The organism is Micromonospora sp. NPDC049171 (assembly GCF_040648275.1).
Classification (GTDB): domain Bacteria; phylum Actinomycetota; class Actinomycetes; order Mycobacteriales; family Micromonosporaceae; genus Micromonospora.
In genome coordinates, this window is record NZ_JBEZDJ010000009.1 from 240,413 (window position 1) to 255,315 (window position 14,903).

Annotated in this window: 12 protein-coding genes; 9 read left to right on the top strand and 3 right to left on the bottom strand. The window is 72.2% G+C overall.

Features of this window, described 5'->3' with window-relative positions:
* Positions 1 to 54 precede the first annotated feature (54 nt).
* The 3 genes from AB0B14_RS14615 (at position 55) to npdG (ending at position 3,385) form a co-directional block, all read left to right on the top strand.
* A complete protein-coding gene (locus AB0B14_RS14615) occupies positions 55 to 954 on the top strand; it encodes a histone (protein ID WP_357522688.1) in 900 nt (299 codons plus the stop codon).
* Positions 955 to 1,131: 177 nt separating this feature from the next.
* Positions 1,132 to 2,562, top strand: a complete 1,431-nt coding sequence (locus tag AB0B14_RS14620) for an RNB domain-containing ribonuclease (RefSeq protein ID WP_357522689.1) — start codon at positions 1,132 to 1,134, stop codon at positions 2,560 to 2,562.
* 124 nt (positions 2,563 to 2,686) lie between these two features.
* Positions 2,687 to 3,385, top strand: a complete 699-nt coding sequence (gene npdG / locus AB0B14_RS14625; protein WP_007463329.1) for an NADPH-dependent F420 reductase — start codon at positions 2,687 to 2,689, stop codon at positions 3,383 to 3,385.
* 91 nt (positions 3,386 to 3,476) lie between these two features.
* Here npdG and panB read toward each other — a convergent pair whose 3' ends face one another.
* Both panB and AB0B14_RS14635 read right to left on the bottom strand, forming a co-directional pair.
* Positions 3,477 to 4,322, bottom strand: a complete 846-nt coding sequence (gene panB, locus AB0B14_RS14630) for a 3-methyl-2-oxobutanoate hydroxymethyltransferase (protein ID WP_357070455.1) — start codon at positions 4,320 to 4,322, stop codon at positions 3,477 to 3,479.
* A gap of 192 nt (positions 4,323 to 4,514) precedes the next feature.
* Positions 4,515 to 6,272, bottom strand: coding sequence for an NAD+ synthase (locus tag AB0B14_RS14635; protein ID WP_357070452.1), 1,758 nt, complete (start codon positions 6,270 to 6,272; stop codon positions 4,515 to 4,517).
* Positions 6,273 to 6,558: 286 nt separating this feature from the next.
* Between AB0B14_RS14635 and glnA the strand changes: the two genes are divergently transcribed.
* The 5 genes from glnA (at position 6,559) to AB0B14_RS14660 (ending at position 13,068) form a co-directional block, all read left to right on the top strand.
* Entirely contained in the window at positions 6,559 to 7,908 is a 1,350-nt protein-coding gene (gene glnA / locus AB0B14_RS14640) for a type I glutamate--ammonia ligase (RefSeq protein WP_357070449.1), read from the top strand.
* Positions 7,909 to 7,997: 89 nt separating this feature from the next.
* Positions 7,998 to 8,423, top strand: coding sequence for a DUF350 domain-containing protein (locus tag AB0B14_RS14645; protein ID WP_357070446.1), 426 nt, complete (start codon positions 7,998 to 8,000; stop codon positions 8,421 to 8,423).
* A gap of 79 nt (positions 8,424 to 8,502) precedes the next feature.
* On the top strand, positions 8,503 to 9,195 hold the full coding sequence (locus tag AB0B14_RS14650; protein WP_357522690.1) for a WYL domain-containing protein: 693 nt from the start codon (positions 8,503 to 8,505) through the stop codon (positions 9,193 to 9,195).
* A 67-nt stretch (positions 9,196 to 9,262) separates the two neighbouring features.
* The gene (locus tag AB0B14_RS14655; protein WP_357522691.1) at positions 9,263 to 12,583 is read left to right on the top strand and encodes an ATP-binding protein; all 3,321 of its coding nucleotides are present in this window, start codon (positions 9,263 to 9,265) and stop codon (positions 12,581 to 12,583) included.
* Positions 12,584 to 12,696: 113 nt separating this feature from the next.
* On the top strand, positions 12,697 to 13,068 hold the full coding sequence (locus AB0B14_RS14660; protein ID WP_357522692.1) for a VOC family protein: 372 nt from the start codon (positions 12,697 to 12,699) through the stop codon (positions 13,066 to 13,068).
* Positions 13,069 to 13,267: 199 nt separating this feature from the next.
* Here the strand turns inward: AB0B14_RS14660 and AB0B14_RS14665 are convergent, their stop codons facing one another.
* The gene (locus tag AB0B14_RS14665) at positions 13,268 to 13,792 is read right to left on the bottom strand and encodes a hypothetical protein (RefSeq protein WP_357522700.1); all 525 of its coding nucleotides are present in this window, start codon (positions 13,790 to 13,792) and stop codon (positions 13,268 to 13,270) included.
* Between the two features lie 186 nt (positions 13,793 to 13,978).
* Here AB0B14_RS14665 and AB0B14_RS14670 point away from each other — a divergent pair, with 186 nt between their 5' ends.
* A complete protein-coding gene (locus AB0B14_RS14670) occupies positions 13,979 to 14,860 on the top strand; it encodes a virginiamycin B lyase (RefSeq protein ID WP_357070436.1) in 882 nt (293 codons plus the stop codon).
* Positions 14,861 to 14,903 lie beyond the last annotated feature (43 nt).

Genomic DNA, 14,903 nt, shown 5'->3' on the forward strand with positions numbered 1-14,903 from the left:
TTTCGTGCTCCGCGAGGACGCACGCGAGAGCACGTCCCCGAGGAGGGAACCACGATGGCCGAAGCACAGCAGGCCACCACCCGTCCGACCGCCCGCCGCACCACCGCGAAGAAGACCGCCGCGGCCGAACGGAACACGGCGGCGAGCCGGACCACCCCCGTGCGCAAGTCCACCGCGAGCGCCGCCGCGGCGAAGGCTCCGGCCCGGAAGGCTGCCGGCGGCGCGGGGCGCGCCCCGGCGAAGAAGACCACCACGGCGGCGAAGAAGGCCCCGGCGAAGAAGGCCGCGACCAAGACCGTCGCGAGCAGGACCACCGCCGCGTCCAGGACCACCGCCGCCAAGGCCGGTGTGACGAAGAGGGCCGCGACCAAGACCAGCGCGGCGGCCCGGAAGGCCCCGGCGAAGACCTCGACCGCCACCCGCAAGACGACCACCGCCGCGAAACGGGCCCCCGCGTCCACGGCACGCACGAGCACCACCGCCGCGACCAGGACAACGGGCACGGCGAAGAAGACGACGAGCGCCGCGAAGAAGACGACCGGCGCCGCGAAGAAGACCACGGCGTCGGCGGCGAAGAGGACCACCGCCGCGGCGAAGGCACCGGCTCGCAAGGCCGCGACCAAGGCGTCCGCGGTGAAGAAGACAGCCGCCAAGAAGGCCCCGGCGAAGAAGGCCCCGGCCAAGAAGACCACCGCGAAGAAGGCCGCTTCCACCCGCCCGAGCGGCGGCGTCCGCACGGCCGCCGCGAAGAAGGCGCCGGCCGCGAAGGCGACCGGCACATCGTCGAGCACCGCCCGCAAGGCGGCGGCGAAGAAGGCCCCGGCGAAGAAGACCACCGCGGCCAAGGCCCCGGCCCGCAAGGTGACCGCCCGCAAGTCGCCGGCCCGCCCGGTGGCCGCCCGAGCCACCACCCCCCGGAGTACGCGCAGCACCGCCCGGAAGGCGACCGGCTGAGGACACGTGCGTCTCGGCCCGGCTCGTCCCGCCGTGCCCTCACCGCGACGCCGCTTGCGCGGTGGCGGGTCCGCCCGCTGCTCCAAGGGGGGCGGGGCGGAACGGGCGGGGCGGTTCGGCGAAGATCTCGGCCGGTCACCGGAAGCGGATCACCGCCGGCGCTGTCAGGATTGACCCGTGGTCATTCGACGCGTACTCGCGCCCCGCATCGACTTCGGCGCACTGCGCCGCGAGTTTGGCCTGCCCGAGGGCTTCCCGGCGGCCGCCCAACGGGAGGCCGACGCGGCCGCCGCCGCGCCGCCGCGGCCCTCCGTCGACCGCACCGACGTGCCGTTCGTCACGCTCGACCCGGCCAGCTCGCGTGACCTGGATCAGGCGATGCACCTGGCCCGCCGTCCGGGCGGCGGCTACCGGGTGCGGTACGCGATCGCGGACGTCGCCGCGCACGTCGAGCCGGGTGGCGCGCTGGAGGAGGAGACCTGGCGGCGCGGGCAGACGGTCTACCTGCCCGACGGTCACGTGCCGCTGCATCCGCTGACGCTCAGCGAGGGCGCGGCCAGCCTGCTGCCGGACGACGACCGGGCGGCCGTGGTGTGGACCATCGACCTGGACGCCGACGGTGGCACGGTAGCCGTCGAGCTGGAACGCGCCCTGGTGCGCAGCCGCGCCAAACTCGACTACACCGGGGTGCAGGCGGCGGCCGACGCCGGGCGACTGCCCGAGCCGATCGCGCTGCTGCCCGAGATCGGTGAGCGACTGACCGCCCGGGGGCTGCGCCGCGGCGCCATCAACCTGCCGTTGCCCGAGCAGGACGTGGAGCCCGACGGCGACGGCTGGCGGCTGGTGCTGCGCGGGCCGGTGCCGATGGAGGAGCACAACGCGCAGATCTCCCTGCTGACCGGCATGGCCGCCGCCGACATCATGCTGGCCGGCGGGATCGGCCTGCTGCGGACGATGCCCGCCCCGAAACCGGAGGCGGTGCAGCGGCTGTGGGCGGCTGCCGCCCCGCTCGGCGTGCACTGGCCGGACGGCGCGGGCCCCGGCGAGGTGATCGCCGGCCTGGACGCCACGCAGCCGCGCTCCGCGGCCTTCATCGACCAGGCGGCCGAGCTGATGCGCGGCGCGGCGTACACCGCCTTCGACGGCACGCGGCCGGAGCAGCCGGAGCACGGCGGTGTGGCCGCCGCGTACGCCCACGTCACGGCGCCGTTGCGACGCCTGGCCGACAGGTACGCCACCGAGGTCTGCCTGGCCCTGCACGCGGGTCGGGACGTGCCCGACTGGGCGCGCGACGCGCTGCCCCGGCTGCCCGAGGTGATGGCCAGCACCGACCGGGTCGCCTCGGCGGCGGCCCGGGGCGCCGTCGAGTTGGTCGAGGCGGTGCTGCTTGCCGACCGGGTGGGGGAGACCTTCGAGGCGGCCGTGCTCGACGTCGACGCCCCACCCAACGGCAAGTCCCGGCCCCGCCCGCCCGGCGGCACGGTTGCCCTGGACACCCCACCGGTCCGGGCCCGCTGCCACGGCGACCTGCCGCTCGGCGAACGGGTCCGGGCCCGCCTGGTCACCGCCGACCCGGCAGCCCGCACGGTGCTGTTCGAGCTGGCCTGAGCCGACTCGCGGCGGTCCCGCCCGTCGCCGCGGGTGGCGTCGCGGGCGGCGGGCTCGCCGGCAGCGGGGATTGTCACAACGCCTGCCGCTGCTGACGGACCTGACGGTTTGCGAGGATGAGCCCATGGCATACGACGCGAGCACGCTGCCCGACGTGTCCGGGCTGACGGTCGGCATCATCGGTGGCACCGGCGATCAGGGTCGTGGCCTCGCCTACCGGCTCGCCCGAGCCGGGCAGACGGTGCTGATCGGTTCCCGGTCGGCGGAGCGGGCCGCCGAGTCCGCCGCCGAGATCGCCGCGCTGCCCCGGATGCCGGCCGACGTGCGGATCACCGGCGCGGCCAACGACGAGGTGGCCCGCCGCAGCGACGTGGTGATCATCGCGGTGCCGTGGGACGGGCACGCCGCGACAGTCGCCGCACTCGCCGAGCCGCTCGCCGGGACGATCGTCGTCGACTGTGTCAACCCGTTGGGGTTCGACAAGCAGGGCCCGTACGCGCTCACCGTCGCCGAGGGCAGCGCCGTGCAGCAGGCCGCCGCGCTGCTGCCCGACTCCCGGGTCTGCGCGGCGTTCAACCACGTCAGCGCCCCGCTGCTGGCCGACCCCGAGGTCGACCGGATCGACCTCGACGTGCTGATCTGCACCGAGGACCGTGAGCTCGTCGACATCGTCGGGGCGCTCGCGGCGCGGATCCCCGGAATGCGCGGCATCTACGCCGGCCGGTTGCGCAACGCTCACCAGATCGAGGCGTTCACGGCGAATCTGATCGCCATCAACAAGCGCTACAAGGCCCACGCCGGGATCCGCGTCACCGACCTCTGACCCGAGCGGTGTGATCCACTCCGGTTTCCGGAAAACGCGGTGTCCCTGACCTCGGGACACCGCGTTTTCGGCAAAGCTGGGTGGATCACGCCTAGAAGGTGTGCTCCGCGGTCGGGAACTCGCCGCCACGGACCTCGTCGGCGAAGCGGCGGGTGGCGTCGGTGAGGGCGCCGGCCAGGTCCGCGTACCGCTTCACGAAACGTGGCGCCTTGCCGGTGCGCAGGCCGGCCATGTCCTGCCAGACCAGCACCTGGGCGTCGGTGTCCGGGCCGGCGCCGATGCCGACCGTGGGGATCGCCAGTTCGTGGGTGATCCGCTTGGCCACCTCGCCCGGCACCATCTCCAGCACCACCGCGAACGCGCCCGCCTCCGCCACCGCCCGTGCGTCGGCGAGCACCTCGTCGGCGGTGTCGCCCCGGCCCTGCACCCGGTAGCCACCGAGAGTGTGCTCGCTCTGCGGCGTGAAGCCGATGTGCGCCATCACCGGGATGCCGGCGCCGACGATCGCGGCGATCTGCGCGGCGCAGCGGCGGCCACCCTCCAGCTTCACCGCGTGGCAGCCACCCTCCTTCATGAACCGGACGGCGGTGCGCAGCGCCTGGGCCGGGCCCTCCTCGTAGGAGCCGAACGGCAGGTCACCGACGACGAGTGCCTGCCGGGTCGAGCGCACCACGGCCCGTACCAGCGGAAGCAGGTCGTCGGCGGTGATCGGCAGGGTCGTCTCGTAGCCGAAGACGTTGTTCGCGGCCGAGTCGCCGACCAACAGCACCGGCACGCCGGCCTGGTCGAAGATCCCCGCGGTGTACTGGTCGTACGAGGTCAGCATCGGCCACCGTTCGCCGCGCTCCTTGGCGGCGATCAGGTCACGGGTGCGGACCCGACGGGTGACCGGTCCGCCGTACAACGCGGTCACCTCGCTCGGAGTGGACTCCACCATCTCTGTCTCCCTTCCTCGAGGCCGCCTGCGCGGTCCCCGGGTTCCGTCGCGATCGTCGCACCGCGAGACGGGGTGACGGCAGGGCCCAGTGCGAGATGTCACTCCACCGCGAAACCGCGAGGCCCGCGCCCGGCGGCCACCGCGAGGCGGTGCCGGGCCGCGCCACCGACCCGGCACCCCCAGGTGTACGCCTCAGCCGTGCTCGCGCCACCGGTTGGTGATCGGCAGCCGGCGGTCCCGGCCGAACGCCTTCATGGAGATCTTCGTGCCCGGTGCCGACTGCCGTCGCTTGTACTCGGCGGTATCCACCAGTCGCAGCACCTTGTCGACCACCGCCGGGTCGTGGCCCGACTCGACGAGCCCGTCGCGGCCGAGGTCACCGTCGACGTACCCGATCAGGATCGGGTCCAGGACGTCGTAGTCGGGCAGGCTGTCGCTGTCGAGCTGGCCCGGGCTCAGCTCGGCGCTCGGCGGCTTGCCGATCGAGTTCTCCGGAATCGGGGCGGTCTCACCGCGCCGATCCGCGTCCCGGTTACGCCACTTCGCGAGCCGCCAGATCAGCGTCTTCCAGACGTCCTTGACCGGGTTGAAGCCGCCCACCGAGTCGCCGTACAGCGTGGAGTAACCCACCGCCAGCTCACTCTTGTTGCCGGTGGTCAGCACCAGGTGGCCCTCCTGGTTCGACAGGGCCATCAGGATCACGCCCCGGACCCGGGCCTGGAGGTTCTCCACGGCCACCCCGGACAGCGACAGGTTGGCCAGGAAACCGTCCACCATCGGCTGGATCGGCTCGACGCGGTAGTCCAGGCCGGTGCGCTTGGCCAGGTCGGCGGCGTCCTCCCGGGAGTGCTCCGAGGAGTGCTGACTGGGCAGCGACACACCGACCACCCGGTCCGGCCCGAGGGCGTCGACGGCCAGCGCGGCCACCACCGCCGAGTCGATGCCGCCGGAGAGCCCGAGCACCACCGACGGGAACCGGTTCTTGTTGACGTAGTCGCGCAGGCCCAGCACGAGCGCCTGCCACACCTCGGCCTCGTCGGCCACCGGCTCGATCAGCCCGCCGGTGGCGGCCGGGCCGGACGGCGCGGGCGGAATCCCGTCCACCGTGTGGTGCGCGACCCGCATGCCGTCCGCGATGACCTCGGTGGTCGGCGCCGTGGTGGCGGCCGGCAGCTCGACGTCGTGCACGAGCAGGTGCTCGACGAACTGCGGAGCCCGGGTGAGCAGGTCACCGTCGGCGCTCACGATCATCGAGTCGCCCTCGAAGACCAGCTCGTCCTGGCCGCCGGTCATGTTGACGTACGCGATGGTGGCGCCCGCCTCGACGGCCCGGCGGCGGACCAGCGGCAGCCGGATGTCGTCCTTGTTCAGCTCGTACGGCGAGCCGTTGATGTTGACCACCAGCCCGACGCCGGCCTGCCGGGCGGCGGCGAACGGACCGCCGGCCTGCCAGAGGTCCTCGCAGATGGTCAACGCGACGTCCACGCCGCCGATCCGCACCACGGTCAGCGTGTCGCCGGAGACGAAGTAGCGGTCCTCGTCGAAGACCCCGTAGTTGGGCAGGTGGTGCTTGAAGTAGCGGGCGGCCACGGTGCCCTGGTGCAGCAGCGCGGCGGCGTTGCGGGCACCCCGGCCGGGCTCGGCGTCGCCGCTGACCTGCGGCGGTCCGTCGGCGTCCAGGTAGCCGACCACGACCGGCAACTCCCCGAGGCCGTCGGCGGCCAGGTCCGCGGCGAGCCGCTCGACGGCGGCCTGGGACGCGGCGACGAAGGAGCGCCGGAAGACCAGGTCCTCGACCGGGTACCCGGTCAGCATCATCTCCGGAAAGAGCACCAGCTGGGCACCGGCATCGGCGGCCTGGCGAGTCCAGCTGCGGACCAGGTCCGCGTTGCCGGCGATGTCGCCGACGCTCGGGTTGACCTGGGACAGGGCGAGACGCAGGGTGGGCATGCCTTCATCTTGCCCCAGCCTCCGCGCGACAATCCGTACCCTCGGACGAGATTGCCGCCACCTACCGCGACAGGCGTCCGCGAGGCCGCGACGGCAGGGGCTCGGCCGTCCGGACGGCGGACGCGGGCGGCACAGCCGGCGGGCTCGCGCTCGCCGGGCGGGACACGAGGGGACGACCGGCGGCAGTTCGCGTAACGTCTGCGTAACCAGGCCCGGTAAGACTGGGCGATCAGGTCGGGGCAGCCCGGCCAAGGCGGACAAAAGAGTGTCGCGAGGGGTTGGGGAAGTGGACCGTCAGCAGGAGTTCGTCCTCCGCACGCTGGAAGAGCGGGACATCCGGTTCGTCCGGCTGTGGTTCACGGACGTGCTGGGCACGCTCAAGAGCGTCTCGGTGGCGCCGGCCGAGTTGGAGGCGGCCTTCGAGGAGGGCATCGGCTTCGACGGCTCGGCGATCGAGGGCTTCGCCCGGGTCTTCGAATCGGACATGGTGGCCATGCCCGACCCGACCACCTTCCAGGTGTTCCCCTTCGAGGGCGGGGTCAGCGGCGAGAGCGCCCGGATGTTCTGCGACATCCTGCTGCCCGACGGCGGCCCGTCCTGGGCCGACCCCCGGCACGTGCTGCGCCGCGGGCTGTCCAAGGCCGCCGAGAAGGGCTTCACCTTCTACACCCACCCGGAGATCGAGTTCTTCCTGCTGGAGAACGGCCCCCAGGACGGCTCGGTGCCCACCCCGGTGGACACCGGCGGCTACTTCGAGCACACCACCCACGCCGTGGCGCGCGACTTCCGCCGCCAGGGCGTGCTGGCGCTGGAACGCATCGGCATCTCGGTGGAGTTCAGCCACCACGAGGTCGCACCCGGCCAGCAGGAGATCGACCTGCGCTACGCCGACGCGCTCACCACCGCCGACAACATCATGACCTTCCGGCACGTGGTCAAGGAGGTGGCGCTCTCCACCGGAGTGCAGGCCAGCTTCATGCCGAAGCCGTTCACCGACCAGCCGGGCAGTGGGATGCACACCCACCTGTCGCTGTTCGAGGGGGAGCGCAACGCGTTCCACGACGGCGGTGACCCGATGAAGCTCTCCAAGGTGGCGAAGTCGTTCATCGCCGGCCTCCTGGTGCACGCCCGGGAATACACGGCGGTCACCAACCAGTGGGTCAACTCGTACAAGCGGCTGTTCCCGCAGGCCCTGCCGGACCGGATCACCGAGAGCCCCGCGTACGTCTGCTGGGGTCACCTCAACCGCTCCGCGCTGGTCCGGGTCCCCGCGTACGGCAAGCCCAACTCGGCCCGGGTCGAGGTCCGCTCGCTGGACTCCGCGGCCAACCCGTACCTGGCCTTCGCGGTGCTGCTCGGCGCCGGCCTGAAGGGCATCGAGGAGGGGTACGAGCTGCCGCCGGGCGCCGAGGACGACGTCTGGTCGCTGACCAGCGCCGAGCGGCGTGCCATGGGCTACGAGGCACTGCCGGAAAACCTCGCCGAGGCGATCGACGTGATGGCCGAGTCCGAGCTGGTCGCCGAGGTGCTCGGCGAGCACGTCTTCGACTTCTTCCTGCGCAACAAGCGGGCCGAGTGGGAGCAGTACCGCCGCGAGGTCACCCCGTACGAGCGGCAGCGCTACCTGGCGCTGTGAGCGCGGGGGGCTGACGCGGTTGCGCACTGCCGCTATCGTCTCGATCACCGCGCCGGTACCCCTCCGGGCGGAGAGTCGGGAGGCAGTCGGTGCTGGAGGATCTGCTCAGCGGTGCCTGGCAGAGCGTCGTGTTCGGGATCGTCGGCGTGGGGCTGATGGCGGCCGGCTTCGGCCTGGTCGACCTGCTCACCCCCGGGCGGCTGCGGGACCTGATCTGGGTCGACCGCAACGCCAACGCGGGGCTGCTGCTGGCCGCCAACCAGCTCGGCATCGCCGGGATCGTGTTCACCGCGATCCTGACCAGCTACAGCGACTTCGGCCGGGGGCTCGCCTCCACGGTGCTGTTCGGGCTGGTCGGGCTGGCCATCATGGCGCTGGCCTTCGTGGTGCTGGACCTGCTCACCCCGGGCAAACTCGGCGAGGTCATCTGCTCGCCCGAGCCACACCCGGCGGCCCGGGTCAGCGCCGCCACCCACTTCGGCGCCGCGTTGATCGTCTGCGCCTGCATCGCCTGACGGCGGTCGCGTCCCGGTCCGATCGCTGAGCCGGTCGCGTGCCGGTCCGGCGTCGTACCCCGGCCGTAGCGTGCGGGGCATGAACCGTACGGACCGGCTCTACGCGTTGGTCGAGGAGCTGCGGGCGGTGTCGCCACGGCCACGCAGCGCCCGCTGGCTGGCGGTCCGCTTCGAGGTGAGCAGCCGGACCATCGAGCGCGACATCGGCGCGCTGCAGGAGGCCGGGGTGCCGATCTGGGCCGAGAGCGGGCGCACCGGTGGCTACGTCCTGGACCGCAGCCGCACCCTGCCCCCGGTCAACCTGACCGCCGCCGAGGCGGTGGCGATGGCCGTCGCGCTGCACCGCCTCGACGGCACACCGTTCGCCGGGCCGGGCGCCACCGCGCTGCGCAAACTGGTGGCGGTGCTGCCGGCCGCCGACGCCGCCGAAGCGCACCGCCTCGCCGGCCGGGTGCACCTGGTCGGTGACGGGCCGGCAACGCCCGTCCCGGCCATCGTCGCCGACGCGGTCGCCGCGCGGCGGGTGCTGCGCATCCGGTACGCCGACCGCGCCGGCGCGGACTCGGTGCGCGACGTCGAGCCGTTGGGCTACCTCGGCAACCCCCGCCACTGGTATCTGCTGGCCTGGTGCCGGCTGCGCGACGAGCTGCGCTGCTTCCGTACCGACCGGATCCGCAGCGTCCAGGCGCTGCCCGACGTGGTGGTCCGGGAGTTCCGCCCGACGGATCTCGACATCCCCCGGGAGCGGGTCCGGCCGCTGAGCCTGGTCTGATACCTGACAGCACGCCGAGCAGGATTGCGGGAGGCTGGCGGGTCTGCCGTCGCGGGGGAGGACCAGGGTGCCCGACACGCTCAGCTACGCCGACGCCGTCCGGCTGCTCGGCGGCGAGAACAGCCGGTTCTTCACCTGGTTCGACAAGCTGACGGGCTGGTCGCTCCTGGGAGCCTCGGTCGCCGGTGTGCCGGGAGCGCTGGGCATCTTCGACGCCAAGGCGGAGTTCGTCCGGCTCGGCCACGAGTTGGTACGCAACGTCTCCGAACAACGCTCCGGGTTGTCCCGGTACGACCGGACGCAGCGTCTGGAGGCGGCGCACGCCGTGATCGCGGTGACCGCCTTCTTCGAGGCGCTGCACGACGTCGATCTGCCATTCGACGCGGCCGACCTGGCGGTGGACAAGCGGGAACAACTGGCACTCGCCAGTTCCGGGTCGGTCAGCGACGGCATCGTGGATTCGTTCTTCGGCACGGCGGCGCCACTGCCGGGGCCACACCTGCCGTACCCGGCACTGCGGGCGGCCCTCGTCACGTACTTCGACGGTCTCACCGGCCGGGTCCTGCACTTCGTCGAGGGTTTGGCCGTCTGGGAGCAGGCAGACCACCAGCTGCGGAGCAGAGCCGCCACGGCCCTGTCCCGACTTCCGGACGTAGCCATCAGACGGCACCGAGACCTGTTGACCCGGTTGGCGGAGGACTTCTTCGAGGTCAACTTCTGGCTGGGGTTGCAGGAACACGAGGCCACCCGCCAACAGCTCCGGGCGATCTCGGTCGGGTTGGCGGAGATGCGTCGGGCCCTGGCCGTCATGTCCACCGGCCGCCCTCCCGACGACAGACGTGCCGGTCTCGCCGCCGCCTACACCTCCGATCTGCGGCGACCGATCGTCTCGTCGGGGGACGTGCCGGCGGGTTTGCGGATGCCGACGCTCGGTGAGGCGTACGTGCCGCCGTTGTGCCGGATTGCCGAGTTGGGGGCCGGGGCGCGCGCCAGTGACGAGAGCTGGTGGCGCGACCGCCCACTCCGCGAGGATCTGTGGCAGTCGCTCGTGGTGCACCTGACCTCGGCGGGTGCGACGACGGCGCCGTTGCTCGTGCTCGGTCAGCCAGGTTCGGGCAAGTCCGTGCTCACCCGGATCCTTGCCGCCCAACTGCCTGCCGCCGACTTCCTGGTGATCCGCGTCGTGCTGCGAGAGGTGTACGCCGCCGGTGACCTGCAGGACCAGATCGAGCAGGCGCTACGCGCGGCGACCGGCGAGCGGCTCACCTGGCCCGACCTGGTGCGGTCGGCCGGCGACGCCATGCCTGTCGTGTTACTCGACGGGTTCGACGAACTGCTCCAGGCCACCGGCGCCAGCCAGACCGACTACCTGCGCAGGGTGGCGGCGTTCCAACGTCGTGAGGCGGATCAGGGACGGTCGGTCGCGGTGCTCGTCACCACCCGGACGAGCGTCGCCGATCGCGCCCAGCCGCCACCCGGCGCGGTCGCGGTGCTGCTGGAGCCGTTCGACGCGACCCGGATCGATACCTGGGTGGCCACGTGGAACCGGGTCAACGCCGACTGCTTCCGGGCGTCGGGCACCGGTCCCCTGGACCCCGACGTGGTGCGGGCGCACCGGGAGCTCGCGGAGCAGCCGCTGCTCCTGCTGATGCTCGCGCTCTACGACGCCGACGGACACGACCTACGCTCGGCCGGCGCGTTGGGGCGCGGCGAGCTGTACGAACGGTTGCTGAAGCGGTTCGCCCACCGGGAGGTCCTGAAGCAGTCGTCCGGGTTGTCGGAACGGGACCTGGCCCGGGCGACGGAGGAGGAACTGCGCCGGCTCTCGGTCGTCGCCTTCAGCATGTTCAACCGGGGCGTGCAGTGGGTGAGCGAGGACGATCTCGATGCTGACCTGGCCGCGTTGCCCTTCCTCGGGCGGCGGGCCTCGACGGTCCGGCAGGACGAGCGGGGGTCGCTGAGCACCGCCGAGATCGTGCTGGGGAGGTTCTTCTTCGTGCACCGTTCCACGGCGGTGCGGGAGCACGGGCCGTCGCACACCTACGAGTTCCTGCACGCGACCTTCGGCGAGTTTCTCATCGCCCGCACCGTCACGCTCGTTCTGCGTGACCTCGTGGTGCGTGAGGCCGCGACCCTGCTCGACGATGCTCCCGTCGACGACGACCGGCTGTACGCGTTGCTCTCGTTCGCCGTGCTGTCCAACCGTGCGCCGGTGGTCACCTTCGTCGTCGAGGCGCTGGCGGCGTGGCCGGAGCAGCACCGCGCCGAAGCGCTGGACCTGCTGCTGCGACTGTTCCGTGTGACGTCGGAACCGCGCCCGGTGGGCCGTCACGAGTCCTACCAGCCCCGACGGTTGCACCTGCCGGAGCGCTGCGCGGTGTATGCCGCGAACCTGCTGCTGCTCGCGCTGTCCATCGCTGACCTGCCGTGCGGCGACGTGTTCCCGTCCAGTGCACAGCCCGTGCGGAGTTGGCGGAGGCGGGCGGTGCAGTGGCGGGCCCACCTGGACGACGCCGCCTACCTCGGTCTGCTGACCCTGGTCCACCCGATCCGGGGTTGGCAGGACGGGGAGCCTCGGCTCACCCTGTCGCTGAGCCCCGGAGTCGATTCGACGGAACCGGACCCCCGCTGGCACCTCCCCGTCCGTCTGGGCCTCCCGACCTCCGATGGCGACGGGGCGCACAGGTACGTCCCCGATGTTGATGTCGACCTGTGGCGCCGAAGCGTCCATTTCGAGTGCGATCCGCACGCCGAGGCGATGCTGCACGCCGTGGAGCCGGCGAGACTCTCCTTGCTGGAGAGGCGCTTCGACACCCTCACTTACTTCTTGAGCTTTCCGGACGGAGACCGCTCGGAGGCTCGACTGTTGCTCGATGTTGCCCTTCTGCCGCTGCATCCCACGCCGCTTCCGCAGCGGGAGCGGGTGTACCGGCGACTGCTGGCAAGCATTGAGCCGCACCGGCCGACGTCGCGGGACGAGTCAGTTGCCGCCTTCCTCCTGGACCGGCTGGCCCTCGACACCGAGCTGTCATCCGCGTTCGCCGCCGATGTCCTCCAACACCTGGACGCACTGGACCTGACTGCGGGCCATGCCGCCCCGGCCGTCAGGTGCGTGCTCGCCTTCGTGGGCCGCGACGATCAGGTCGACGCCAGGTGGGTCGCGCTCGCCGGCGACCTGCTCGCCAGGGCCCGGGGTGGGGCGGCGGGCAGAGGACATCCGCTCGACTGGTTGGACGAGACGACCTGCGAGCTGGTGGTGCGGATGTACGAGCTCGAACTCCATCGCGAGTGGATTTCGGCGGCGGAGGCGCAGCACTTCGCGTTCTGGTACGGCTCCCGTCGGCCCGACCTGGTGCAACGGCTGCGGCGGTTCGCGGACGGGCCGTAGGGCGCCAAATTCTGCTGAAAACAGAAACACCGACAGGACGTTGTCGTGGAGGCCACCGAAACTGTTCCAGACAACGGCCGTTCGGCCGGTACGGGAAACTCTGGAGGCAGTAGATGTCCGCGACACCCATCACGTGGTTCGAGATCGGCACCGATCGGCCGGAGGAGGCGGAACGCTTCTACGGCGAGTTGTTCGGCTGGACCTTCGAGGAGCAGGGCTCGACCGACGGCGGGTCCTACCGGGTGACCGGAGCCGGCGGCGACACCGGGATCGGTGGGGCGGTCCGGGCCATCGACGGGGCGTCGCCGAACTACGCGGTGTTCTACGCCGAGGTCGCCGACGTGGCGGAGACCTGCCGACGGGCCGAGGAGTCCGGCGGCCGGGTGCTGGTGCCGGCGCGAACGGCCCCGAGCGGTCTCACGTTGGCCCACCTGCTCGACCCGGCCGGCAACCAACTGGGGATCTTCACGCCCCCGCCGGCCTGAAGCCCGCTGCCTGACGCCTGCGGGGTCTGCCGCCCAGAGGGCGGCCGGCCGGGTGGGTCTGGTTGGTGTGCGTCGGGCGTTGATCGACTCGGTTTCATGGAATCGGGGGTGTTGGGCTGGTGTGGACACCGCGGGTTCATGAAAGTCGAGTGGATCAAGTCGGGGCAGGCCCGGTCTGGCCAGGGCCTGCCCCGATGGGTTACCTGCCGGGCGTATCCGCTGGGCCGCCGTCGTTGCCCGGTCCGCCGTGACCGCCCGGGCCACGGTGGGCGCCCGGGCCGGGGAAGACGCCGGCCTCGATGGCCTTGGTGATGGCGTCGGCCTGCTCCTGGGTGAGCTTGCCGTCCTTGACCGCCTGGTCCAGGCGCGCCTTGAGAGCGGCCTGCCGTTCCTTGAGCGCGGCCTGCCGGTCCGCGGCGGACGGGCGCTGCGGGCGATCGGCCGGCCGGTGCTGCTCGCGGACCTTCTCCAGCGCGGCGGTCACCTTGTCGGTGGGCACGCCCAGCTCCTTGGCGAGCGCTTCGGCGAACTCGTTCTGCCGGTCGGCCTTGGCGCCGGGAGCGGTGTCGGCCTTCGATCCGGGGGCCGGGGCGGTGCTGGCGCTCGGTGTCGGAGTCGGGGTGTCCGCGGCGAACGCGATCGTCGGGGCGGCGATCCCCACGCCGAGGACGCCGGCGGTGGCCAGACCGGCCAGCAGGTGCTTCCTGGGGATGGTGCGGGACATGCTGTCCTCCAGAAGGTCGGTGACGTGCGCTGTCATCACCGACAGTGACCAGGCTGGCTGGGCGTAACCCGTGGCGAACCTGTCAGCGGGCTGACAATCCTGGCTGCCCGGCGGCCAAATCGATTGCGCCAGTGCGTGATGAACCGTCAGGGTTGGCGATTCACCGACGAAGGGACGCACGTCGAGATGACCGTGGAGATTCGGGAGATACCGCTCGTCGAGCCGGGCGTCGGCCCGTACGGCATCACGGCCGGCCCCGACGGCGCGTTGTGGCTGACGTTGGTCCACGCCGGCGGGATCGCCCGGCTGGGGGCCGACGGCGCGGTCCGGACGTACCCGCTGGATCAGCCTGGTGGCCGCCCACTGATCATCACGGCGGGGCCGGACGACGCCCTGTGGTTCACCCGCTCGGGAGACGACCGGATCGGTCGGATCAGCACCGACGGCGAGCAGCGCACGATCGCCCTGCCCGCCGGCGCCGGGCCGGGCGGTATCGCCGCCGGAGGAGATGGCGCGCTCTGGTACGCCGGGATGAGCTCCGACACGATCGGCCGGGTGGACATCGACGGCACGGTCACGGTGTTCCCGTTGCCGGTGACCGGCGGGTTCGCCTCGATGATCACCGCCGGTGCGGACCAGGCTCTCTGGTTCACCCTCAACCAGGCGAACGCGATCGGCCGGATCGACCTCGACGGCCGGGTGACACTGCATCCGTTGCCCACCCCGGACGCCGGCCCGGTCGGCATCACGCTCGGCAGCGATGGTGCGATCTGGTTCGTGGAGATCGCCGCCGGTCAGCTCGGCCGGATCACCCCCGACGGCGAGATCGTCGAGTTTCCGCTGCCCGATCGTGCGGCCCGTCCGCACGCGATCGTGGCCGATCCGGCCGGTGGCGCCTGGTTCACCGAGTGGGGAGCCAACCGGATCGGTCACCTCGATCCCACTGGCCGGATCGACAGCTACGCCCTACCCACCCCCAACGCCGAACCACACGGCATCACCCGCACCGCCGCCGGCATCTGGGCCGCCCTGGAAACCGGCGCAGTAGCCCACCTGCCCCCCACCTAACCCCACCCCCCCCCCCGCCCCCCCCCGGGGGGGGCCCCCCCCG